This is a genomic window from Caenispirillum salinarum AK4 (assembly GCF_000315795.1).
Classification (GTDB): domain Bacteria; phylum Pseudomonadota; class Alphaproteobacteria; order Rhodospirillales; family Rhodospirillaceae; genus Caenispirillum; species Caenispirillum salinarum.
The window spans coordinates 1-18,296 of record NZ_ANHY01000005.1 but is presented as its reverse complement, the minus strand read 5'-3'; the positions used below and the strand labels follow the sequence as shown (position 1 = coordinate 18,296).

Here is an 18,296-nt window from a genome sequence, read left to right as displayed (position 1 = left end):
TACGCCGGCGGAACCGGCGCATGCCGAAAGATCATTTGTCGGAAGGCGTGCGCCTCAGGCCCGCGCCGCGGCCTCGCGCGTGGCGGCCCCGCCGGCTTTCCCGGAGGTGACGGCCGGGTTGACGGGCTCGCGCAGAACGTAGCCGCGGCCCCAGACGGTCTCGATGTAGTTGATGCCGCCGGTCGCCTGGGTCAGCTTCTTGCGAAGCTTGCAGATGAAGACGTCGATGATCTTCAGCTCCGGCTCGTCGATGCCGCCGTAGAGGTGGTTGAGGAACTGCTCCTTGGTCAGGGTCGAGCCCTTGCGCAGGGCGAGCAGTTCCAGGATGCCGTATTCCTTGCCGGTCAGGTGCAGGGGTTCGCCGTCGACGCAGACGGTGCGGGCATCCAGGTTGACCTCCAGCCGGCCCACGCGCACCACGGCCTGTGCATGGCCCTTGGCGCGGCGCACGATGGCCTGGCAGCGCGCCACCATCTCGCCCGTGTCGAAGGGTTTGGTCAGGTAGTCGTCAGCGCCCGAGCCCAGGCCCTTGATCTTCTTTTCCGGCTGGTTGAGGCCCGACAGGATCATCACCGGCGTCTCCACCCCCGCCTGGCGCAGGCGGCGGATGACTTCCAGCCCGTCCATGTCGGGCAGCATCAGGTCCAGGATGATGATGTCGTAATCGTACAACCGGCCGATTTCCAGGCCGTCCTCGCCCAGGTCCGTGGAATCCACGACCCAGTTCTCCCGCCGGAGCATCAGCTCCACCGACTTAGCCGTATGGGGATCGTCTTCGACCAGAAGAACGCGCATACTGATTCGCCTGCCTCGGTTGGGGGAGCGGTATTAGCCTACGATAGAATGCCCCGCCGCCTTGTGCAACGGAGTCTTTACGCCGTGTTAAGCGAGCCGCCTCATACTGACGGCTGCATCCGCGACGCTCCGTAGGTTGGAAGGAAACGTTTCGGACTGCCTCTTTCGTTCCACGGCGCATCGGGCTAGGGTCCGCGCGGCTGTCCGCGAACCGGGGTGATAACAGGTGACCGTCCACGTCCGCAACATCGTAAACGAGCTTGATCGCCTGCCGGATTCCCGGTCCTTCGGCCGGGTCGTCGCCGTGCAGGGCCTGCTGGTGCAGGTGGGCGGCATCCAGACCAGCGTGTCGGTGGGCGACCGCGTCATCATCCACGCCCGCGACGGTCGCCGCCTGCCGTGCGAGGTCGTGGGCTTCCGCGAGGGCCGCGCCCTGCTGCTGCCCTTCGGCGGACTGGGCGGCGTCGCGCTCGGTGCCCGGGCGGAGGTGGAGGACGCGGAACCGGCCGTCTACCCGACGCTGGAATGGCAGGGCCGCGTCATCAATGCCATGGGCGAGGCGGTGGACGACAAGGGCCCCCTGCCGGCCGGCGAGCAGGCCTATCCCATCCGCAACGCCCCGCCCCCGGCGGCCATGCGCCAGCGCGTCGGCGGCAAGCTGGATGTGGGCATCCGCGCCATGAACACCTTCCTGACCTGCTGCCTGGGCCAGCGCATGGGCATCTTCGCGGGCTCGGGCGTGGGCAAAAGCTCCGTCCTGTCCATGCTGGCCCGCTATTCCGGCGCCGACGTCATCGTCGTCGGCCTGATCGGAGAGCGCGGACGCGAGGCGCGCGAGTTCATTGAGGACGACCTGGGGCCCGAGGGCATGGCGCGATCGGTGGTCGTGGTGGCGACGTCCGACGAAGCGCCGCTCATGCGCCGCCAGGCGGCCTACATGACCCTGTCGGTGGCGGAATACTTCCGCGACCAGGGCAAGAACGTGCTCTGCCTGATGGACAGCGTGACGCGCTTCGCCATGGCCCAGCGCGAGATCAGCCTGTCGGCCGGCGAGCCGCCGGCGTCCAAGGGCTACACGCCGACCGTCTTCGCCGAACTGCCCAAGCTGCTGGAGCGCGCCGGGCCGGGGGCGCCGGGGCAGGGCTCCATCACCGGCCTGTTCACGGTGCTGGTGGAGGGCGACGACCACAACGAGCCTATTTCTGATGCCGTGCGCGGCATCCTGGACGGCCATATCGTGCTGGAGCGCCAGATCGCCGAGCGCGGCCGCTACCCGGCCATCAACATCCTGCGGTCGGTGTCGCGCACCATGCCCGGCTGCAACACCGAGGAGCAGAACCAGATCGTCCAGTTGGCCCGCCGCCTGCTGTCCACCTACGAGGACATGGCGGAACTGATCCGCCTGGGCGCCTACCGCAAGGGCTCGAACCCCGAGGTGGACGAGGCGATCTTCTATTACCCGCTGCTGGAACAGTTCCTGTCGCAGAAAAAGACCGAGCGGGCGACGCTGGATGACGGCTATCAGCAGCTTGTCCAGGTGCTGTCCACCGCGCCCGGCCCGGACGGAGAGCCGGTGCCGCCCCAGCAGCAGCCTCAGCAGGCGGCGCAGCAGGCGCCGCAGCAGAAGCAGCGGCCGCAGCGCCAGCAGCAGGGCCGCTGAGGGCTGACGGAGCGCGGGCATGGCAGACAAGGGACTGCGGGGGCTCATCCGCCTGCACAAGCACCAGGTGGACGAAAAGCGCCGCGCGCTGGCCGACCTGGAGCGTACCGAGCAGGAGATCCTGGACCGCCAGCAGGCCCTGCGCGAGGAAATGGTGCGCGAGCAGGCGGCGGTGCGCGAGGACCCGGCGCTGGGCCTGACCTTCGGCGCCTACGTTCAGCGCCACAAGGAACAGCAGGAGCGCCTGGCGCAGTCGCTGGCCAACATTCGCAAGGCCATCGAGGCTGCCCGCGACGACCTGTCCGAGGCCTTCAAGGAACTCAAGACCTACGAGATCACCCAGGCCAACCGCGACCTTCGGGAAAAGCATGAGCGCGACCGCAAGGAGCAGGAGGTGCTGGACGAGATCGGCCTGACGCTCCACCGCCGGCGCGAGCAGGCGGAGGACGACGGCGGCGACGGCAGCGGCGGTATCTGAGGACGGGCCACAGGCCTTTGCCGGTGACCCAGGGGCGACCTCGGCGCGTAAAGGGCAGGTATCCAGATCACCAAAACCGACCGGGAGCCGGGTCCATGGACGGAGTTTGGAGCCTTCTTGTTTTCATCGGCGTGAACGTCGTCGCCGCCTCGTCGGGAGCCCTGTTCCCGCCGGACGACTGGTACGCGCGCCTGCGCAAGCCGTCGTGGAACCCGCCCAATTGGCTGTTCGCGCCGGTGTGGTCGATCCTCTACCTGATGATCGCCGTGGCCGGCTGGCTGGTCTGGCGCGAGGCCGGCGGATGGGCCGGCGCGCAGGCAGCCCTGATCCTCTACGCCGTGCAATTGGTGCTCAATGCGGCGTGGTCGGGCATCTTCTTCGGCATGAAGCGCATCGGCCTGGCCCTGGCGGAAGGTCTGGCGCTGTGGGCGGCCGTCGCGGCCACCACGGCGGTGTTCTTCACCATAGACCCGCTGGCCGGCTGGCTGTTCGTCCCCTACCTTCTGTGGGTGAGCTTCGCCATGGTCCTCACCGGCACCCTGCTGCGCCTCAACCGTCATGCCGAAGCGGCCGCCTGACCCCGGGCGGAGGTCGGCGCGTTGACGCGGGAGGACGACCACCAGCCAGGAGACCGCCGCATGAGCGCACCGGACTACGACCTTCTCGTCATCGGAACCGGATCGGGCGCGCGCGGCGTCGCCAAGCCCTGCGCGCAGGCCGGCTGGCGCGTCGCGGTGGTGGACCGGCGGCCCTACGGCGGTACCTGTGCCCAGCGCGGTTGCGACCCGAAGAAGGTGATGGTGGGCATCGCGCGCGCAGTGGACGACGCGGCCCGGCTTCAGGGTCATGGCGTCGACGGCGCCCTGCGCCTGGACTGGTCTGCCCTGATGGCCTTCAAGCAGTCCTTCGTGGACAGCGTGCCCAAGGGCGTGGAAGCGGGTTTCCGCAAGGCCGGCATCGACACGCTCCATGGCGCCGCCCGCTTCACCGGCCCCACGTCGATGCGCATTGACGACCGCGAGGTTTCCGCCCGCCACATCGTGCTGGCGACGGGCGCGGTGCCGGCGCCGCTGCCCATCCCCGGCGCCGACCTCATGCGCTCCAGCGACGATTTCCTGGACCTGGGGCACCTGCCCGCGCGCGTGGTCTTCGTCGGCGGCGGCTACATCGCCGCGGAATTCGCCTGCATCGCCGCCAGGGCCGGTGCTGCGGTGACCGTGGTGCAGCGGGGCCCGCGCATGCTGAAGGGGTTCGACCCCGACCTGGTGGCGATCCTGATGGAAAGGTTCCGGGCGCTGGGCATCGATGTGCGCACCGACAGCCAGGTCACCGGCATCGAGCAGCACAAGGACGGCTACCGCGTCACCCTGGACCATAAGGAAGAGGGGGCGTCGACGGTGAAGGCGGACCTTGTCGTCCACGCCGCCGGCCGGGTGGCGCAGGTCGCCGACCTGGACCTGCAGGCGGCGGGCGTCGCGGCAGAGAAAGGGCGGCTCACGCTTGACCGGACGCTCCGCAGCACGACCAACCCGGCCGTCTGGGCCGTGGGTGATGCCGCCCAGAAGGGCCCGCCGCTGACGCCGGTCGCCAGCCATGACGCGCGGGTGGTGGTGGCGAACCTGCTGGAGGACGCAGGCGCCGGCCCCGACTACCGGGCGGTGCCGACGGTCGCCTTCAGCCTGCCGCCCATCGCCTCTGTCGGGCTGACGGCGGCGGAGGCGCGCGCCCGCGTCAAGCCGGTGCGTCAATCCTGCGGCTTTGCGGCGGACTGGTTCACCGCCCGCCACAACGCGGAACGGGCCTACGGCTACAAGGTGCTGATCGAGGAGGGGACGGAGAGGGTGCTGGGCGCCCATCTGGTCGGCCCCCACGCCGACGAGGTCATCAACGTCTTCGCGCTCGCCATCCGCCAGGGTCTGACGACTTCGGACCTCAAGGACGTGATGTTCGCCTATCCGACCACGTCGTCGGACATTCATTCCATGCTGTAGAGGGGCAGGGGGAGGATGCCGGCGCTGGTGGGCCTGGAGGGACTCGAACCCCCAACCAGACCGTTATGAGCGGTCAGCTCTAACCATTGAGCTACAGGCCCCCAGAACGCCGGACCCCGCACATAGCGCGACCGGCGCGCGCGGTCAATCCATTCGTGCAGCACCCTTACCTGTTCGCGCGGACGCAGGACGCAAAACGGCGGCCGCCGGGGGGAGCCGGCGGCCGCCGCATGATCTGCGCGCACGGGCGCGTGGTCAGTCCTTGGCGACGTAGACCACGTCCTCGGGCAGCTTGTAGGTCCAGGGCAGGCCACTGTTGCGCCAGCCCGAGACGTCGCGCACGCCGGCCGAGGGGCCGTCCTTGCGCTTGCCGCCCTCGAAGCCGTCGACCATGGTGTAGGCGTTGGTCCAGCCGCGGTCATGCAACATGTCGGCGGCCGGGGCGCTGCGGGTGGAGCCCGAGCGGCACATGAACACCAGCTTGGCGTCCTTGGGCACGTTCATGGCCTCCAGCTTCGCCTGCACCTCGTCGGCGAAGTCGGGGTTGGTCTCCATGGACCACACGCCCTTCTCGGCGTTCAGCTTGGAGCGGTTCGCCATCTTGTAGGGGACGTGAATGTCCGTTTCCTCGGCGAAGCCGGTGAACATCACCTCGACCGGGTCGCGCACGTCGATGAGCACCACCGACGGATCGGCCTGCATCATCTCGTAGGCTTCCGCGGCCGTGACGTAGAGGCCGGACTTGACCTGCGCGGTCTTCTTCTCCGGCACATCGGCCGCCGCCGCCGGGACGGCGGTCAGTGCCAGCGGCGCGGCGGCCGTGACGGCCAGCGCGCAGGCCAGGCCGAGCGCGCGGAGCGGGCGTAACAGGGGGGACGTCATGCGGCGGCTCCCTTGCATCAGAACGTGAAGTAGCGGACGTCGGGCTGGGCCATGTACTCGCCGATCACCGGCGGCTTGACCGGCGAGACGCCCTCGATCAGGTCTTCGGCGGTGTGGGTGCTGTTGGGCAGGTAGATGCCGCAGACCTCGGCGGTCGCACCCTTCTTCACCAGCCCGGAGAGGAGCTGCTGCGGTGTCGCGTCGGGACCCTTGAGGGTCGGCATCTCGGCACCCTTCAGCGCCATGTCGCCGCCGGGGCCGCACAGCAGGACGCGCACTTCGGTGCCGTGGCCGATGGCCTGGTGGCCTAGGATCATGGCCATAGCCTGGGTCTGCGGATCGTCGGAGGTGACGACGATGAAGGTCTTTTCGGCAGCGGCGGCCGTACCGGGGGAAACCAGCGCGCCAAAGGCGGTCGCCAGCGCCACGGCGGCGCCCAGGATGAGGTTGCGCATGGATGGGTGCTCCTTCCTTGTCCAACGGGATGGAGCGAAGATAACAGGGTTCACTTATATGCGTAATTGCTAATTCGCAATCGGTGGGAGGAGCGCAGCGGTGGAGTTGGAGGCAGGCCTCATCAAATGGATCGCGGTGGGGGTCATCGTGTGGGGCGCGCTGGGGTGGCACCTGTGGCGGAGGCGGAAGTAGAAAGTGGGCGTGCCCTCGACGGAAACGCGGCAGGGGTCCACAGACGCTGTCAGCCGCCCTTGCGACACCTCTGGAGGCCGCCAGCCGATCTCTTGAAACCCCCGCAAGCGGGAAATCCAAGCACATCGGCTGTCGCCCTGCCTTCATATCCCTCCGGCCGCCGGCACGGTCGCCTGCGCCGCGTCCTCCCGTTCGTCTTCGTCCTCGCGCACCCGGAAGAACAGGGCGTAGAACACCGGCACCGCGATCAACGTCAGCACGGTGGCGAACGCCAGGCCGCCCATGATGGTCGCGGCCATGGAGGCGAAGAAGACGTCGAACAGCAGCGGCACCATGCCCAGGATCGTCGTCACCGCCGCCAGCAGCACCGGGCTGAACCGGCTGACGCTGGCGTCGACGATGGCGGCATGGCGATGGTGTCCGCCCGAGATGCGCAGGTCAATCTCGTCCACCAGCACGATGGCGTTCTTGATGAGCATGCCCGACAGGCTGAGCATGCCCAGCAGCGCCATGAACCCGAACGGCAGGCCGGTCGCCAGCAAGGCGATGGTCACGCCGCAGATCGCCATGGGCACGCACAGCCAGATGATCAGCGGCTGGCGCACCTTGCCGAACAGGGCGATGGTGATCAGCACCATGGCGAGGAAGCCGAGCGGCAGGCCGGCGGCCAGCGAGGCCTGCGCCTCCGACGAGTTCTCGTGTTCGCCACCCCATTCCAGCTGGTAGCCTTCGGGAAGGTCGATGGCCTCCACCAGCGGGCGCACGCGCTGGAAGGCCGCCGCCGCGTTGCCGCCGTAGGCCGGGTCGGCCTGGGCGGTGATGGTGCGTTGCTTGTCCAGGCGGCGGATGATGCCGTTTTCCTCCGCCGTCTCGAAGCCGTCCACCACTTCGCTCATCGGTACGTAGGAGCGCGAGGCAGGCGCCCACACCCGGCGGTCGCGCAGGTCGGCGTTGGCGCCGCGCTCGCCCTCCGGCGCCCGCATGACGATGGGGATCAGGCGGTCACCCTCGCGGTACAGACCGACCTGCCGGCCCTCGGTCGCCACGGCCAGCGCGTCGGCGATGTCGCGGCGGGTGACGCCGACGCTGGTGGCGCGGTCTTCGGCCATGCGCGGCACGATCAGCTTTTCGCGCTGGCGCCAGTCCTGGCGCACGTTGATCAGCCCGGCCTCGCGGAAGACTCCTTGCGCCTGTTCGGCCAGGCGGCGCAGCACCGCCGGGTCCTCGCCGGAAAAGCGCGCCTCGATCTTCGCTCCGCCGCCGGGGCCGAGCTGCACGCGCTCCATCTTGGCCTCGGCCTCGGGATAGGTCTCCGCCAGCCATTGCAGGACGCGCGCGCCGATGGCGGGAATCTGCTCGGCGTCGTCCGCCCGCACGACGAACTGGCCGTAGGAGTCGTTGGGCCGTTCCGAGGCATAGACCAGCATCATGCGGTCGGCGCCGCCGCCGATGAAGGTGCTGACGTTGGTCACGCCGTCCATGCCGCGCAGGTGGTCCTCGATCTCGGCCATGTCCTCGGCGGTGGCGCGGATGTCGGTGCCCTGCTGGCGCCAGTAGTCGATGTAGAAGATGGGTGTGGCGCTGTCGGGGAAGAACGACTGCTTGACGAAGCCGAACCCCGCCACCGCCGCGACCGTCAGCCCCACCAGCGTCAGGATGGTCACCAGCCGGTGGCGCAGGGCGGCCTCGACGCTGCGGCGGTATCCGCGCAGCAGCATCGGCTCTCCGACCTCCGCCGCCGCTTCGGCCGAGCGCGTCTTGAACAGGTAGGACGCCAGCAGCGGCGTCACCGTCACCGCCAGCACCCAGCTCAGCAGCAGCGAAATGCCGATGACGGCGAACAGGCTGAAGGTGAACTCGCCGGTGGCGTCGTCGGAAAGGCCGATCCCGGAAAAGGCCAGGATGCCGATGACGGTCGCCGCCAGCAGCGGGATCTGCGTCTGCCCGGCGATCTCGCTGGCCGCCGCCTTGGCCGACGCGCCGCGCTTCATGCGGACCATCATGCCCTCGGCGATGACGATGGCGTTGTCCACCAGCATGCCCATGGCGATGATCAGCGCACCCAGCGAAATGCGCTGCATGGTGATGCCGAAAATCTTCATCAGCAGCAGCGTGCCCAGCACGGTCAGCAGCAGCACGCCGCCGACGACAAGACCGCCGCGCCAGCCCATGGCGAGGCACAGCACCAGGATCACGATGGCCACCGAGCTTGCCAGGTTGACGATGAAGCCGCTGACGGCGCGGTCGACCACCTTGTGCTGTTCGTAGATGGGCTGCATCTGCACGCCCACCGGCAGGGTGCGCATGACCTCCGCCAGCCGCGCCTCCACGGCCTCGCCGACCTCGACGATGTTGGTGCCCGACTGGGCGGAGACGCCGACGGTGGCCGCCGGCACGCCGTCATGGCGGATCAGCTTGTCCGGCACCTCCTTGTAGCCGCGCGTGATGTCGGCGATGTCGCCCAGGCGGATGGTGTTGCCGCCGCCCGCCGGCCCGGCGCTCAGGAACAGGTTCTGGATGCGCTCCACCGACGTGAAGGCGCCCGACGGCGACAGGCGGACATACTGGTCGTCGATGCGCATGGCGCCGCTGTCCACCACGGCGTTCTGCACCGCCAGGGCATCGGCGATGGTGGTCGGCGGGATGCCCAGCTGGGTGATGACGGACTGCGGGATTTCCACGAAGATGCGCTCTTCCCGCAGGCCGTCGAGCGACACCTTCGCCACCCCCGGCACCTGCAGCAGTTCCTGCCGCAGGGTGCGGGCGAAGTCGCGCAGGTCGGCCTGGGTGTAGTCCGGGGCCGTGAGCGCATAGAACAGGCCGAAGACGTCGCCGAAGTCGTCGTTGACGGTCGACGGCTGCGCGCCGGGCGGCAGGTCGCCCTGCATGTCATTGACCTTGCGGCGCAGCTCGTCCCACACCTGCGGCAGGCTGTCGCTGTCGTACTCGCTGCGCATCTCCACCGTGATCTGCGACATGCCCGGCGTGGAGCGCGATCGCACCTCCTTCACCTGGGGCAGGCGCTGGATGGCGGTCTCAAGCTGGTCGGTCACCTCCTGCTCCACCTCCACGGCCGAGGCGCCGGGGTAGGGCGTGGTGATGACCGCTTCCTTGATGGTGAATTCCGGGTCTTCCAGGCGGCCGAGGGTCAGCAGGCCCCAGATGCCGCCGATCAGGCAGATGAGGATGATGAGCCATGTGTTGACCGGCTTCTCGATGGAGGCGCGCGCGATGTCCATGACGTCCCAAGCTCCCCGTCTCAGCGCGCCGGGCGGGCGTCGACGGGGCGCACCTTCTGCCCCTCCGACAGGAAGCCGGCCCCGGCGGAGACGATGGTCTCGCCACCCTCAAGGCCCTCCAGCACCTCCAGGCGGCCGTCGGCGAGCGAGCCCACCTTGACCGGCTGCGGGTGAACGGTGTTGCTCTCCTCGTCCAGGACCCAGACGCGGAAATCGCCCTGCGGCCCGGCATCCACGGCCCCGGCGGGCACCACCAGCGCGCCTGCCCCCGCATCGGCGATGGCGACCTCCACGGTCGCCGACATGCCGGGCAGCACCCCGATGTCCTCGGGGTTTTCCATGGAGAAGGTGACCCTGTAGGCCCGCGTGCTGGGATCGGGTTCGGTGGCCCATTCCTTGATGGTCAGCGGAAACTCCCGCTCCGGCCGTGCGGAGAGGGAGGCGGTGACAGACACCAGATCCTCCTGACGGGTGCGGCCCATGGTGATCTCGGGCACGCTGACTTCCACGTCCAGCGTCGAGATGTCCTGCAACAGGGCCACGGGCGCGCCCGCCTGCACATTGGTGAATCGGTCCACCAGGCGTTCGGCCACCAGGGCCTTGAAGGGCGCCTCGATACGGGCGTAGTCCAGGTTCTGCTCCGCCCGGTCGACGGCGACCCGCGCCAGTTCGTAAGCGGCGCGGGCATCGTCGAGCGTGGCCTGGGAAACGTGTCCGTCCTCGCGCAGGGCGCGCTTGCGCTCCAGTTCCTTGCGCAACTGGTCGGCCCGGACGCGGGCCTCGCGCAGGGCCAGTTCGTAGTCGGTGGCGTCCAGGGCGGCGATCAGGGCGCCTTCCTCCACCGTTTCGCCTTCGCGGACGGGAAATTCCGCGATCTTGCCCGGCACCTGGAAGGAAACGGTGGATGTCTGCGCCGCCTCCACCCGCGCCGGGAAGCGGCGGATGTCGGTGGCCGCGCCGGGCTCGACCGTCATGACGCGCACGGGGCGGACGTCTGGTTCCAGGGTTCGGGCGGCGTCCCCGTCCTGGCCGGCGGCATCGTCGCAGGCGGCAAGCGCAAGGCCCGACAGCAGCAGCACTGCGGCAGCGGAAAGACGGCGGGGAAGGGCGGTCATCGGGGGTCTCCCGTCTTGGTCAGGATGCGGTGCGCCTGCGCGCGCAACTCGGTCTTTTCGTCGTCGGACAGCGGCGAGATGCCCAGGATGTCCAGGAAGTGCAGCCCGTGCATGGACAGCCACAGTAGCCGCGCGGTGGGAACCTCGGCCTCCAGGTCGCGCACGGCGGCGGATGTCTCGGCCAGCACCGTGCGCCCCGGGGCCAGCAGGTCGGGGTTGTGGGCCGCGGCGGCGATGAGCGTCAGGCCGAACTCCCGCTCCACCGGTTGACGCTCGATGCAGGCGGCAAGATGGGCGCGGCCGGCGCCGTGGGCGGCGTTGGCCGGCAGGGCGGCCCGCAGGTCCGCGACCCGCGCCATGTGTCGCTCCAGCGTACGCGCCAGCAGCCCTTGCAGCAGGGCCTCCTTGCTGCGGAAGTGATAGAGCATGCCACCCTTGCTGACGCCGGCCTCGGCCACCACGGCATCCAGCGTCAGATGCGCGGCGCCGTCGCGGGAAACCACGCGCTCGGCGGCGTCGAGCACCCGCTCGCGCAGGGGGCGCTTGGCATCGGAGGATGGGGCGGGGGAAGTAGACATGGCACCGCTCGCGGCAAAATTCGTACCGTCTGGACGGTAGGGCGAGCGCCGCCCGCTGTCAATTCAGTTACGCACGAAAAAGGCGGGCCGGATCGTCCGGCCCGCCCTCCGCGGAAAAAAGTCTGCCGTCCGGCCTACTCGGCCAGGAAAGCCTCGATGGCGTCGGCGGCGTCTTCGGTGAAGAAGTCCAGGAACATGTGGTCGGCGCCGTCGACCACGGCGACCTCCACGGTCTCCTTGTCGGCGATGCCGGTCTCCTCCAGCCTGGCGGGCAGGTCGGGCACCACCGTGTCCGCTCCGCCCACGATGATCAGGGTGGGTTCCTCGACGCCCTTCAGCACCGCCGGTGTGTCGCGGTCGGGGTTGGGCGCGTAGTAGTCGACAAAGGACGCCGCCGTCACCTTGGCGTCCTGGCAGTAGACGAAGCCCGGAACCTCGATCACCGTGTCGCCCTTGCCCTCGTCGACCAGCGCTTTGGCTTCCTGATACAGCGTGTCCAGGTCGGCGCCGAAGCGGTCGGTGTAGGCCGTGGCGTCCTCGCCCTCGCGCCAGGTGCCCGGGGCCATGAGCACGAGGCGGGTCAGCGCCGGATCATCCTCGGCGGCGGCGAAGCGTGCCACCTGATTGCCGCCGCGCGAGTGGCCGAGCATGGGCACGGCGGTCGCGCCGTGATCCTTCAGCCAGGCGAGCCAGGTGCCGATCTCGGCCATGGCGTCGCTGTCCTTGTGGGTGTGCGTCATGCCGCAGTCCACCATGCCTGTGCGGTCGTCCACCGACAGCGACAGGGTGTGCGCCAGCGTCGCGATGCCCCGCTCGGCGAGCGCCGCCTGCAGGTTCTCCATGATGGACATTTCGCCGTGCGCCAGCGTGCCGTGCGTCATCAGCAGCACCCGGTCGGGCACGCCTTCGGTGTCGTCGGGCGTGGTCAGGTAGCCGTTGAGGGTCAGCCCGGCCAGCTCGATCTGCAGATGCTGCTCCGCCGCCTGGGCCTGGGCCGCCAACCCGAGGGATAGCGCGAGGGCCGTGCCCGCGCCGCAGAACCACTTGAAATTCATGGATGACGCCTCCCGAGGTCGTTTATGAGACTTTCTTGATTTATCCGACGACTGTACTCGGGTTCAGGCGGTGTTACCAGGGCAGTCGGCTGCCGTCGTGGGAGAGAAAGGCGCCGTTGTCGTCGGGCGTAAGCCGGTCGATCACCGCCGCCAACCGCGCCACGGCCTCCTCCGGCGTCCGCACCGTCAGGCCCGCCTTGCCGAACGGCGCGGACAGGGCTGTGTCGGTGGTGCCGGGGTGCAGCGCAACCGCGGCGGCCTCCGGGCGCTTGCGGCCCAACTCGATCGCCATGGTGCGCACGATCTGGTTCTGGGCGGCCTTCGACGCGCGGTAGCTGTGCCAGCCGCCCAGGTGGTTGTCGCCGATGGAGCCCACCTTGGCCGACAGCGTGGCGGCGACGGCCTTTCCCTTGCGCGGCAGGGCCGGCAGGGCGTGTTTCAGGATCAGCGCCGGGCCGATGGCGTTGACGGCGAAGGCGCGGGCCATGTGCGCCGGCTCGATGGCGCGCCAGCTTTTCTCCGGCCCGAACCGCCCGTCGTGCAGGAAGCCGCTGGCGTTGACCACCAGCCGAAGCGGTCCCGCCTCGGCTGCCATTTGCACGGCGGCGGCGACGGCGGGCTCGTCGGTCACGTCCACCGGCGGCGTGCCGGCGCGCGAGAAGGCGAAGACGTGATCAAAGGCGCCCGAGGCTTCGAGATGCGCCACGAAGGCGCGGCCCAGGCCACCCGAGGCGCCGAAGACGGCGGCGACACCGCCGGTGGGAAAGGATTGCATGACGGCTCCCGGTCTGTTGTGGCGTCGCTGGCGATACGCACGGCCGGCGGCGCCGGATGTCCGGGCTTCAGGACGCGCCCGCCTCCGTCGCCAATGCCGCGTGCAGGGCGGACAGCAGCCGGGCCCCCGCCACAGGGCGGTCGAGCACCGCCGTCACGCCGGGCAGGGCGGCGGCCGCATCCTCTGCCGTCCCCTCGCCCGCCAGCAGAACCGCCGCGAGCGCGGGATTGCGGTGTCTCAGGCGGTGCAGCAGGTCGGTCACGCCGTCACCGTGCGCCGCCGGAGGCAGGGCGGCCAGCAGCACCTGCGGCGGGTCCAGCCGCGCCTTGCCCTCGGCTTCCGGTGCGGAAGCGGCGGTGGTGACCCGGAAACCGCGCTCGATGAGGATCACGGCCAGCGTCTGGCGGGTGGCGTCCTCGGGCTCCATCAGCAGAACATGGCCGGTCGGCCCGGCCGCAGACGCGGCGGAGAGGCCGCCCGCATCGGGCAGCACGACGGCCGGTGACGGCGTGCTTGCGGCAGTGGCCGGTGTCTCGGCGCCGGGGCGGTGGTCCCCGCTCAGCGGCAGGCGGATGGTGAACACGGCGCCGTCACGGTTGGCCGGCCGCAGGGTGCCGCCCATGCGGGAAATGGTCGACATGCTGATGGACAGGCCGAGGCCGGTGCCCAGGCCCTCCGTCTTGGTGGTGAAGAAGGGCTCGAAGATGTCGTCCAGCAGCGCGTGGGGGATGCCGGGCCCGGTATCGGCGACTTCCACGCAGATGCGGCGCGACTCCGGTTCGGGATGGCCGATCACGGTCACGCGGGGGCGCCAGTCCGCCGGCCGTTCGGCGGCCAGGCGCTGGCGTGATTCCTGGAGCGCATCGAAGGCGTTCTTGAGCAGGTTGATGACCACCTGTTCCAGGTCCAGCGGGCTGCCTTCCACCACACCCAATTGGGTCGGCAGGTCGATGACGAGTTCGATCTCTTCGCGCTCGAAGACCGGGCGCATCATGTCGGCGGCTCCGCGCAACGGCCCGGCGGCGTCGAAGCGCACGTGCCGGCCCTTGCTGGAGCGGCTGAAGACCCGGATATGGTCGATGATCTCGGCCATGCGGCCGCACTGGCGGGTGGCCTGTTCCAGCCTGGCGTCCAGGTCCTGGGGCGCCAGGGGGGCGCGGGTCTGTTGCAGGCGGATGCCCTCCAGCCCCATGGAAAGGATGTTGAGCGGCTGGCTCAGCTCGTGCGCGACGCTGGCCGCCATCTGGCCCAGCGTCGCCATCTTGGCCGTTTGCATCAGGCGTCCGCGCACGCCCTGACCGGCGTCCAGCGGACGGATGACGGCCTGCGAGGCCGGCTGGTCGTTGACGCGGATGGGGGCCGAGATGATCCAGGCATCGAACAGGCTGCCGTCGCGGCGTTGCAGGTCCTCCTGAATACCGTTCCACGACTCAGTGGCGCTGGCGCGGATGGCGCTGCGGACATGATCGCGCACTGCCGGCGCCACCATGGCCGAGACGGTAGGCTCGGCCGGCCAGTCCGCCGGATCGGCGTAGCCGAACAGGGTGCGGGCGGCGGAGTTGGCGAACAGCACGCGGTCGTCGCTGTGCACCACGATGGCCTCCGGCGACTGCTCCACCAGGGCGCGATAGCGGGCCTCGCTCTCGCGCACGGCGGTCTCGGCGGCCAGACGTTCCGACACGTCGCGGAAGAACCACACCCGGCCGATGGACGCGCCAGTCCCGTCGCGCAGTTCGCTTTCCAGGGTGTCGATGACGCGGCCGTCGGTCAGCACCCGGCGCAGCCATCCGGCCTGGTCCGCGTCGTCCGTGGTCTCGGATGTGCCGGGGGCGACGTGGCTTGCGATGTGGCGCAGCACGGGCAGCAGGTCGCCCGCCGACAGCAGCGCCTCGGGCACCCCCCACATGGCGCGGAACCGACTGTTCCACGACCGCAGCCGGCCGTCGGCATCGGTCACCAGCAGGGCGTCGGGCGAAGCCTCCTGCTGGATGCGCAGCAGGCTGTTCTGGAAGGCGATGGCCCTCTCACGGGCGCGCTGGTCCGTCAGGTCCTGGATGACCCCGACCAGCAGCGGTTCCTGTTCGCCGACGCGCGGTTTCAGGCTCAGTGTCACCAGCGCCTCCACCGCCGTGCCGTCACGCCGGAGGTAGCGCTTTTCATAGGACAGTCCCGCCGGGCCCAGCGCCTCCATGCGGGAGATGCGGTACATGGTCGACAGGCGGTCGTCGGGGTGGGTCAGATCCTCGATGTTGCGGCCCGTCAGCCCGCCCGGCTCGTATCCCAGCAGGCGGTCGAACACGGTGTTGGCGAAGCGGACCGTGCCGTCGGCCGCGGTCAGGCCCAGTCCCACGCCCACGTTGTTGAGGATGGAGCGGAAGAGAAGCTCGCGCTCCGCCAGGTCGCGGGCGGCCCGGCGCTCGAAGCGCAGGCGCCGCATCATGAAGGGATAGAAGCCCAGAAGCCCCGCGAGGATCAGCCCGGCCAGCAGGTACTGCGGCCACAGCGCCGACAGCAGCCGCGCCCGCAGGTCGGCGGCGGCATGGGTCGCCACAGCCGCCAGCGGCAGACCGTCGACGCGGGCGTAGGAGGCGATGCGGTCGCGGCCGTCGGGCAGGGCCTCGCTGCGCAGGGTCAGGCTTTCAACGCCGGTGCGCACGGCCTGCCGCAGGGGGCCGTCTTTCAGGGCCGAGCCCGAGGTGCCCGGAGTCGAGGGATAGTGCGCCAGCACCATGCCGTCGGTGCGCACCAGCGCGACGGTGCCCCGCGGGCCCAGCACCTGCTGCGAGAACACGTCGGCCAGGCTGTCGCCGGCGACCGACAGCACGACGGCCCCCATCGGCGACGCGCCCTCGCGACCCACCACGGCGCGGGCGACCAGAAACGACGGCCAATCCATGAAGCGGCCCGTCACCGGTTCGGCGAAAACAGGCGTGCCCGGTTCCGCCATCGCGGTGCGGGCCGCGTCGGCCAGGGCCGCGTGCTCGGGTCCGGCCGGCGCCGCGGGGCGCAGGGTATGGCGCACGGTGCCCTCGGCGTCCAGCAGCCAGAGGTTTTCCACCCAGGCCGTGTCGGCGGCGATGGTATCCAGTTCGAGCATTTCGTTGACGGTTTGGCCCGTCTCGGCGTCGATGGCGCTCCAGTCGGACCACCCGTGGTGCGAGACCTCGAAGGCCGTGTGGCGCATGATGAGGTCGGCACTGTCGAAGTAGCGGCTCATGTGCTGCTTGAGCACCAGTGCGCTGTCGCTGACGGCGCGTTCGGCATGGCGGCTGGCCGTGCGGTACTCGCTGTAGGCCGACAGGCTGAGTCCGGCCAGCACGATGACCAGCACGCTCGCCCACAGCACCTTGAAGCGCCGTTCGTTGGCCCGGCCGGCGACATCCACCGCCGGCCCGGCGTAGAGGCCGGGGCGGGCGCGGGATGCCTGTGATCCCAGGCCGGTCTCGTTCGGGCTCACGCGTCTTTCCCCCGGGGCATGCGCCTGCGGTTTTCCTACTCCTTTGGGAGGAGTCCATTCTTTCGTTGCATTCTGATCGTTCGGCGGCCGCGCGGCAAGCAAAGGCATGACCGGCAGCCATGGCGGGCATCGCGCTGGCCCCCCTTTCACGGCAGGTGTTGCAGGCCTGCCGCAGTGGCCGGCACACCGGTTCCGCCGGTGCGAAAACCGCTCCCCGCGCTGCGCTGCGGCGCTATACTTGCCACCGGCGCCGAGGGGGCGGCGTCTCATATGTGGGAATAGCGAGACCGATCATGAAAAAGCAAAGCGTTGAAGTGGGGCAGCGTTTCCGGGAACGCACCGCCTGGGGTGCCGAGTGGGAAGTGGAATACGTCTACCAGGACGGCGTGCGCATTCCGCACGCCAGGCTGCGGTCGCTGCGGTCGCCCGTGGATGCCCGCACGCTGGCCATCGAGGCCCTGCTGGACCGCGACCGCTTCGAACGGGTGGCCTGACGGCAGCCGTCCGGCCGCCCCGCCCGCCGCACGCGAAAAAGGCCGCATCCCATGGGTGCGGCCTTGGTCGTTCAGGGCGGCGATCACCGACTGCGGCGCCGCGAAGGGCGCCTGACATTGCGGTTCTGCGTGACCCGCGTGGCGTCAGTCGCGCGGCGGCACGCGGCGGCGGCGCTCGTCGATGCGGACGGGGATCGGCTTCGGTTCCGGCCTGAGCGCCCGCGCGGCGGCGGCGCCCAGGGCGAGCGCAGCGCCCACGGCGGCAATGGCCGCGGTCAGCGGATCGGTAAGCAGGGTCGTCACGCTGGTCATGGGCGGGCTCCCGTCCTTGATCGATATTTGAACAATCGCCCAAATGAAGTGAGGCAGCGGGCGATCGAATTCAAGATACACCCGCTACCTTATCCCGTCGCGGCACGCGAGGAAACCGCAAACGCCTCAGGCTCGACCCTCGTCGCGCGCGATGAAGCGCATCATCCAGGTGCCCAGCAGGCCCAGCGCCACGATGCCGAAGCCGATCAGCACGGCCACCGTCGGGCCGCTCTCGAAGCCGAACATCTTGCCGGACGTGCCCTGGACCAGCAGGGTTTCCACCAGTGCCCAGATGAAAACGGGGGCAGCCATGAAACCAACCAGGACGAGGGGGAGGAAGCGCATCACAATCTCCGAGTTTTCTTGTGGATTTTTCGCCCGCCGGGGCGCTGTTGTGCGCTGCGAAGACCGGGCGTCCGTCACCTAGCGCCAAGGTCGAGTGTTTTCAAGAGCGATTCGGACGAAAGTCGCACGCCGAAGGATCCGGCACAAAAAAAGAGCCGGTCGCGCGCAAGCGGCGGCGGCCGGCCCAGTCTGGGAGATTGCGTCGGGCCGGGCAGGCGCGCCACGACCCGCACCACGGAGGATGCTGCAACATGGTGATGGAAGCACGGGGCGGCGGCGAAACGCATTGACAAATCGCAGTCGGCCCCATAAGTCTTCGCCCGCCCGCAAGGGGATGTGACAGCGCGATGACGCGATGTCGGGGGCGATGTCAAATTCCTCTTGCACGGCTCTGAAGGCCTTGTTATAAGGCCGCCCTCCACGGGAGTTGCGGGTGTAGCTCAGTTGGTTAGAGTGCCGGCCTGTCACGCCG

General features: G+C 69.5%; 16 protein-coding genes and 1 tRNA gene. 5 read left to right on the top strand and 12 right to left on the bottom strand.

Annotated elements, in window-relative coordinates:
* Positions 1–54: 54 nt before the first annotated feature.
* Positions 55–795 (bottom strand): response regulator transcription factor CtrA, encoded by a 741-nt coding sequence (gene ctrA / locus C882_RS05310; RefSeq protein WP_009539534.1) that lies wholly within the window; start codon positions 793–795, stop codon positions 55–57.
* Between the two features lie 226 nt (positions 796–1,021).
* Here ctrA and fliI point away from each other — a divergent pair, with 226 nt between their 5' ends.
* From fliI to C882_RS05290, 4 genes are all read left to right on the top strand, one after another.
* Positions 1,022–2,455 (top strand): flagellar protein export ATPase FliI, encoded by a 1,434-nt coding sequence (gene fliI, locus C882_RS05305; protein ID WP_009539532.1) that lies wholly within the window; start codon positions 1,022–1,024, stop codon positions 2,453–2,455.
* A 19-nt stretch (positions 2,456–2,474) separates the two neighbouring features.
* Positions 2,475–2,933 (top strand): flagellar export protein FliJ, encoded by a 459-nt coding sequence (locus C882_RS05300; RefSeq protein ID WP_009539531.1) that lies wholly within the window; start codon positions 2,475–2,477, stop codon positions 2,931–2,933.
* Positions 2,934–3,028: 95 nt separating this feature from the next.
* Positions 3,029–3,511, top strand: coding sequence for a TspO/MBR family protein (locus tag C882_RS05295; RefSeq protein ID WP_009539530.1), 483 nt, complete (start codon positions 3,029–3,031; stop codon positions 3,509–3,511).
* A 60-nt stretch (positions 3,512–3,571) separates the two neighbouring features.
* Positions 3,572–4,924: a dihydrolipoyl dehydrogenase family protein gene (locus tag C882_RS05290; RefSeq protein ID WP_009539529.1), complete on the top strand. Its 1,353-nt coding sequence runs from the start codon at positions 3,572–3,574 to the stop codon at positions 4,922–4,924.
* Between the two features lie 25 nt (positions 4,925–4,949).
* Here the strand turns inward: C882_RS05290 and C882_RS05285 are convergent.
* The 9 genes from C882_RS05285 to C882_RS05245 all read right to left on the bottom strand — a co-directional run bounded on the left by C882_RS05285 (position 4,950) and on the right by C882_RS05245 (position 16,673).
* Positions 4,950–5,025, bottom strand: a tRNA-Ile gene (locus tag C882_RS05285).
* Positions 5,026–5,179: 154 nt separating this feature from the next.
* A complete protein-coding gene (locus C882_RS05280) occupies positions 5,180–5,806 on the bottom strand; it encodes a rhodanese-like domain-containing protein (protein ID WP_009539528.1) in 627 nt (208 codons plus the stop codon).
* 17 nt (positions 5,807–5,823) lie between these two features.
* On the bottom strand, positions 5,824–6,261 hold the full coding sequence (locus C882_RS05275; RefSeq protein ID WP_009539527.1) for a DsrE family protein: 438 nt from the start codon (positions 6,259–6,261) through the stop codon (positions 5,824–5,826).
* Between the two features lie 336 nt (positions 6,262–6,597).
* Positions 6,598–9,693: an efflux RND transporter permease subunit gene (locus tag C882_RS05270; protein WP_009539526.1), complete on the bottom strand. Its 3,096-nt coding sequence runs from the start codon at positions 9,691–9,693 to the stop codon at positions 6,598–6,600.
* A 20-nt stretch (positions 9,694–9,713) separates the two neighbouring features.
* Positions 9,714–10,808, bottom strand: a complete 1,095-nt coding sequence (locus C882_RS05265) for an efflux RND transporter periplasmic adaptor subunit (protein ID WP_009539525.1) — start codon at positions 10,806–10,808, stop codon at positions 9,714–9,716.
* Positions 10,805–11,386 carry a TetR/AcrR family transcriptional regulator gene (locus tag C882_RS05260; RefSeq protein ID WP_083875699.1) on the bottom strand — a complete coding sequence of 194 codons (582 nt, stop codon included), beginning with the start codon at positions 11,384–11,386 and terminating at the stop codon, positions 10,805–10,807. Before C882_RS05260 ends, C882_RS05265 begins: the two co-directional genes overlap by 4 nt.
* Before the next feature lie 134 nt (positions 11,387–11,520).
* On the bottom strand, positions 11,521–12,441 hold the full coding sequence (locus C882_RS05255) for an alpha/beta hydrolase (protein ID WP_009539523.1): 921 nt from the start codon (positions 12,439–12,441) through the stop codon (positions 11,521–11,523).
* A gap of 73 nt (positions 12,442–12,514) precedes the next feature.
* Entirely contained in the window at positions 12,515–13,216 is a 702-nt protein-coding gene (locus C882_RS05250) for an SDR family oxidoreductase (protein ID WP_009539522.1), read from the bottom strand.
* A gap of 67 nt (positions 13,217–13,283) precedes the next feature.
* Positions 13,284–16,673 carry a PAS domain S-box protein gene (locus C882_RS05245; protein WP_009539521.1) on the bottom strand — a complete coding sequence of 1,130 codons (3,390 nt, stop codon included), beginning with the start codon at positions 16,671–16,673 and terminating at the stop codon, positions 13,284–13,286.
* A 293-nt stretch (positions 16,674–16,966) separates the two neighbouring features.
* On the opposite strand from C882_RS05245, the gene C882_RS05240 reads away from it, so the two are divergent.
* Entirely contained in the window at positions 16,967–17,167 is a 201-nt protein-coding gene (locus tag C882_RS05240; RefSeq protein WP_009539520.1) for a hypothetical protein, read from the top strand.
* A gap of 144 nt (positions 17,168–17,311) precedes the next feature.
* Here the strand turns inward: C882_RS05240 and C882_RS24945 are convergent, their stop codons facing one another.
* Positions 17,312–17,479: a hypothetical protein gene (locus tag C882_RS24945; protein WP_009539519.1), complete on the bottom strand. Its 168-nt coding sequence runs from the start codon at positions 17,477–17,479 to the stop codon at positions 17,312–17,314.
* A gap of 126 nt (positions 17,480–17,605) precedes the next feature.
* Positions 17,606–17,824 carry a hypothetical protein gene (locus C882_RS05235; RefSeq protein WP_009539518.1) on the bottom strand — a complete coding sequence of 73 codons (219 nt, stop codon included), beginning with the start codon at positions 17,822–17,824 and terminating at the stop codon, positions 17,606–17,608.
* Between the last annotated feature and the right edge of the window lie 472 nt (positions 17,825–18,296).

What these genes read in the sequence shown, in the direction of transcription:
- C882_RS05270 (WP_009539526.1), bottom strand. Translation starts at nt 9,693, where the DNA reads ATGGACATCGCGCGCGCCTCCATCGAGAAGCCGGTCAACACATGGCTC.
- C882_RS24945 (WP_009539519.1), bottom strand. Translation starts at nt 17,479, where the DNA reads ATGACCAGCGTGACGACCCTGCTTACCGATCCGCTGACCGCGGCCATT.
- C882_RS05275 (WP_009539527.1), bottom strand. Translation starts at nt 6,261, where the DNA reads ATGCGCAACCTCATCCTGGGCGCCGCCGTGGCGCTGGCGACCGCCTTT.
- ctrA (WP_009539534.1), bottom strand. Translation starts at nt 795, where the DNA reads ATGCGCGTTCTTCTGGTCGAAGACGATCCCCATACGGCTAAGTCGGTG.
- C882_RS05255 (WP_009539523.1), bottom strand. Translation starts at nt 12,441, where the DNA reads ATGAATTTCAAGTGGTTCTGCGGCGCGGGCACGGCCCTCGCGCTATCC.
- C882_RS05300 (WP_009539531.1), top strand. Translation starts at nt 2,475, where the DNA reads ATGGCAGACAAGGGACTGCGGGGGCTCATCCGCCTGCACAAGCACCAG.
- C882_RS05265 (WP_009539525.1), bottom strand. Translation starts at nt 10,808, where the DNA reads ATGACCGCCCTTCCCCGCCGTCTTTCCGCTGCCGCAGTGCTGCTGCTG.
- C882_RS05280 (WP_009539528.1), bottom strand. Translation starts at nt 5,806, where the DNA reads ATGACGTCCCCCCTGTTACGCCCGCTCCGCGCGCTCGGCCTGGCCTGC.
- C882_RS05240 (WP_009539520.1), top strand. Translation starts at nt 16,967, where the DNA reads ATGAAAAAGCAAAGCGTTGAAGTGGGGCAGCGTTTCCGGGAACGCACC.
- C882_RS05235 (WP_009539518.1), bottom strand. Translation starts at nt 17,824, where the DNA reads ATGCGCTTCCTCCCCCTCGTCCTGGTTGGTTTCATGGCTGCCCCCGTT.
- C882_RS05260 (WP_083875699.1), bottom strand. Translation starts at nt 11,386, where the DNA reads ATGTCTACTTCCCCCGCCCCATCCTCCGATGCCAAGCGCCCCCTGCGC.
- C882_RS05250 (WP_009539522.1), bottom strand. Translation starts at nt 13,216, where the DNA reads ATGCAATCCTTTCCCACCGGCGGTGTCGCCGCCGTCTTCGGCGCCTCG.
- C882_RS05295 (WP_009539530.1), top strand. Translation starts at nt 3,029, where the DNA reads ATGGACGGAGTTTGGAGCCTTCTTGTTTTCATCGGCGTGAACGTCGTC.
- C882_RS05290 (WP_009539529.1), top strand. Translation starts at nt 3,572, where the DNA reads ATGAGCGCACCGGACTACGACCTTCTCGTCATCGGAACCGGATCGGGC.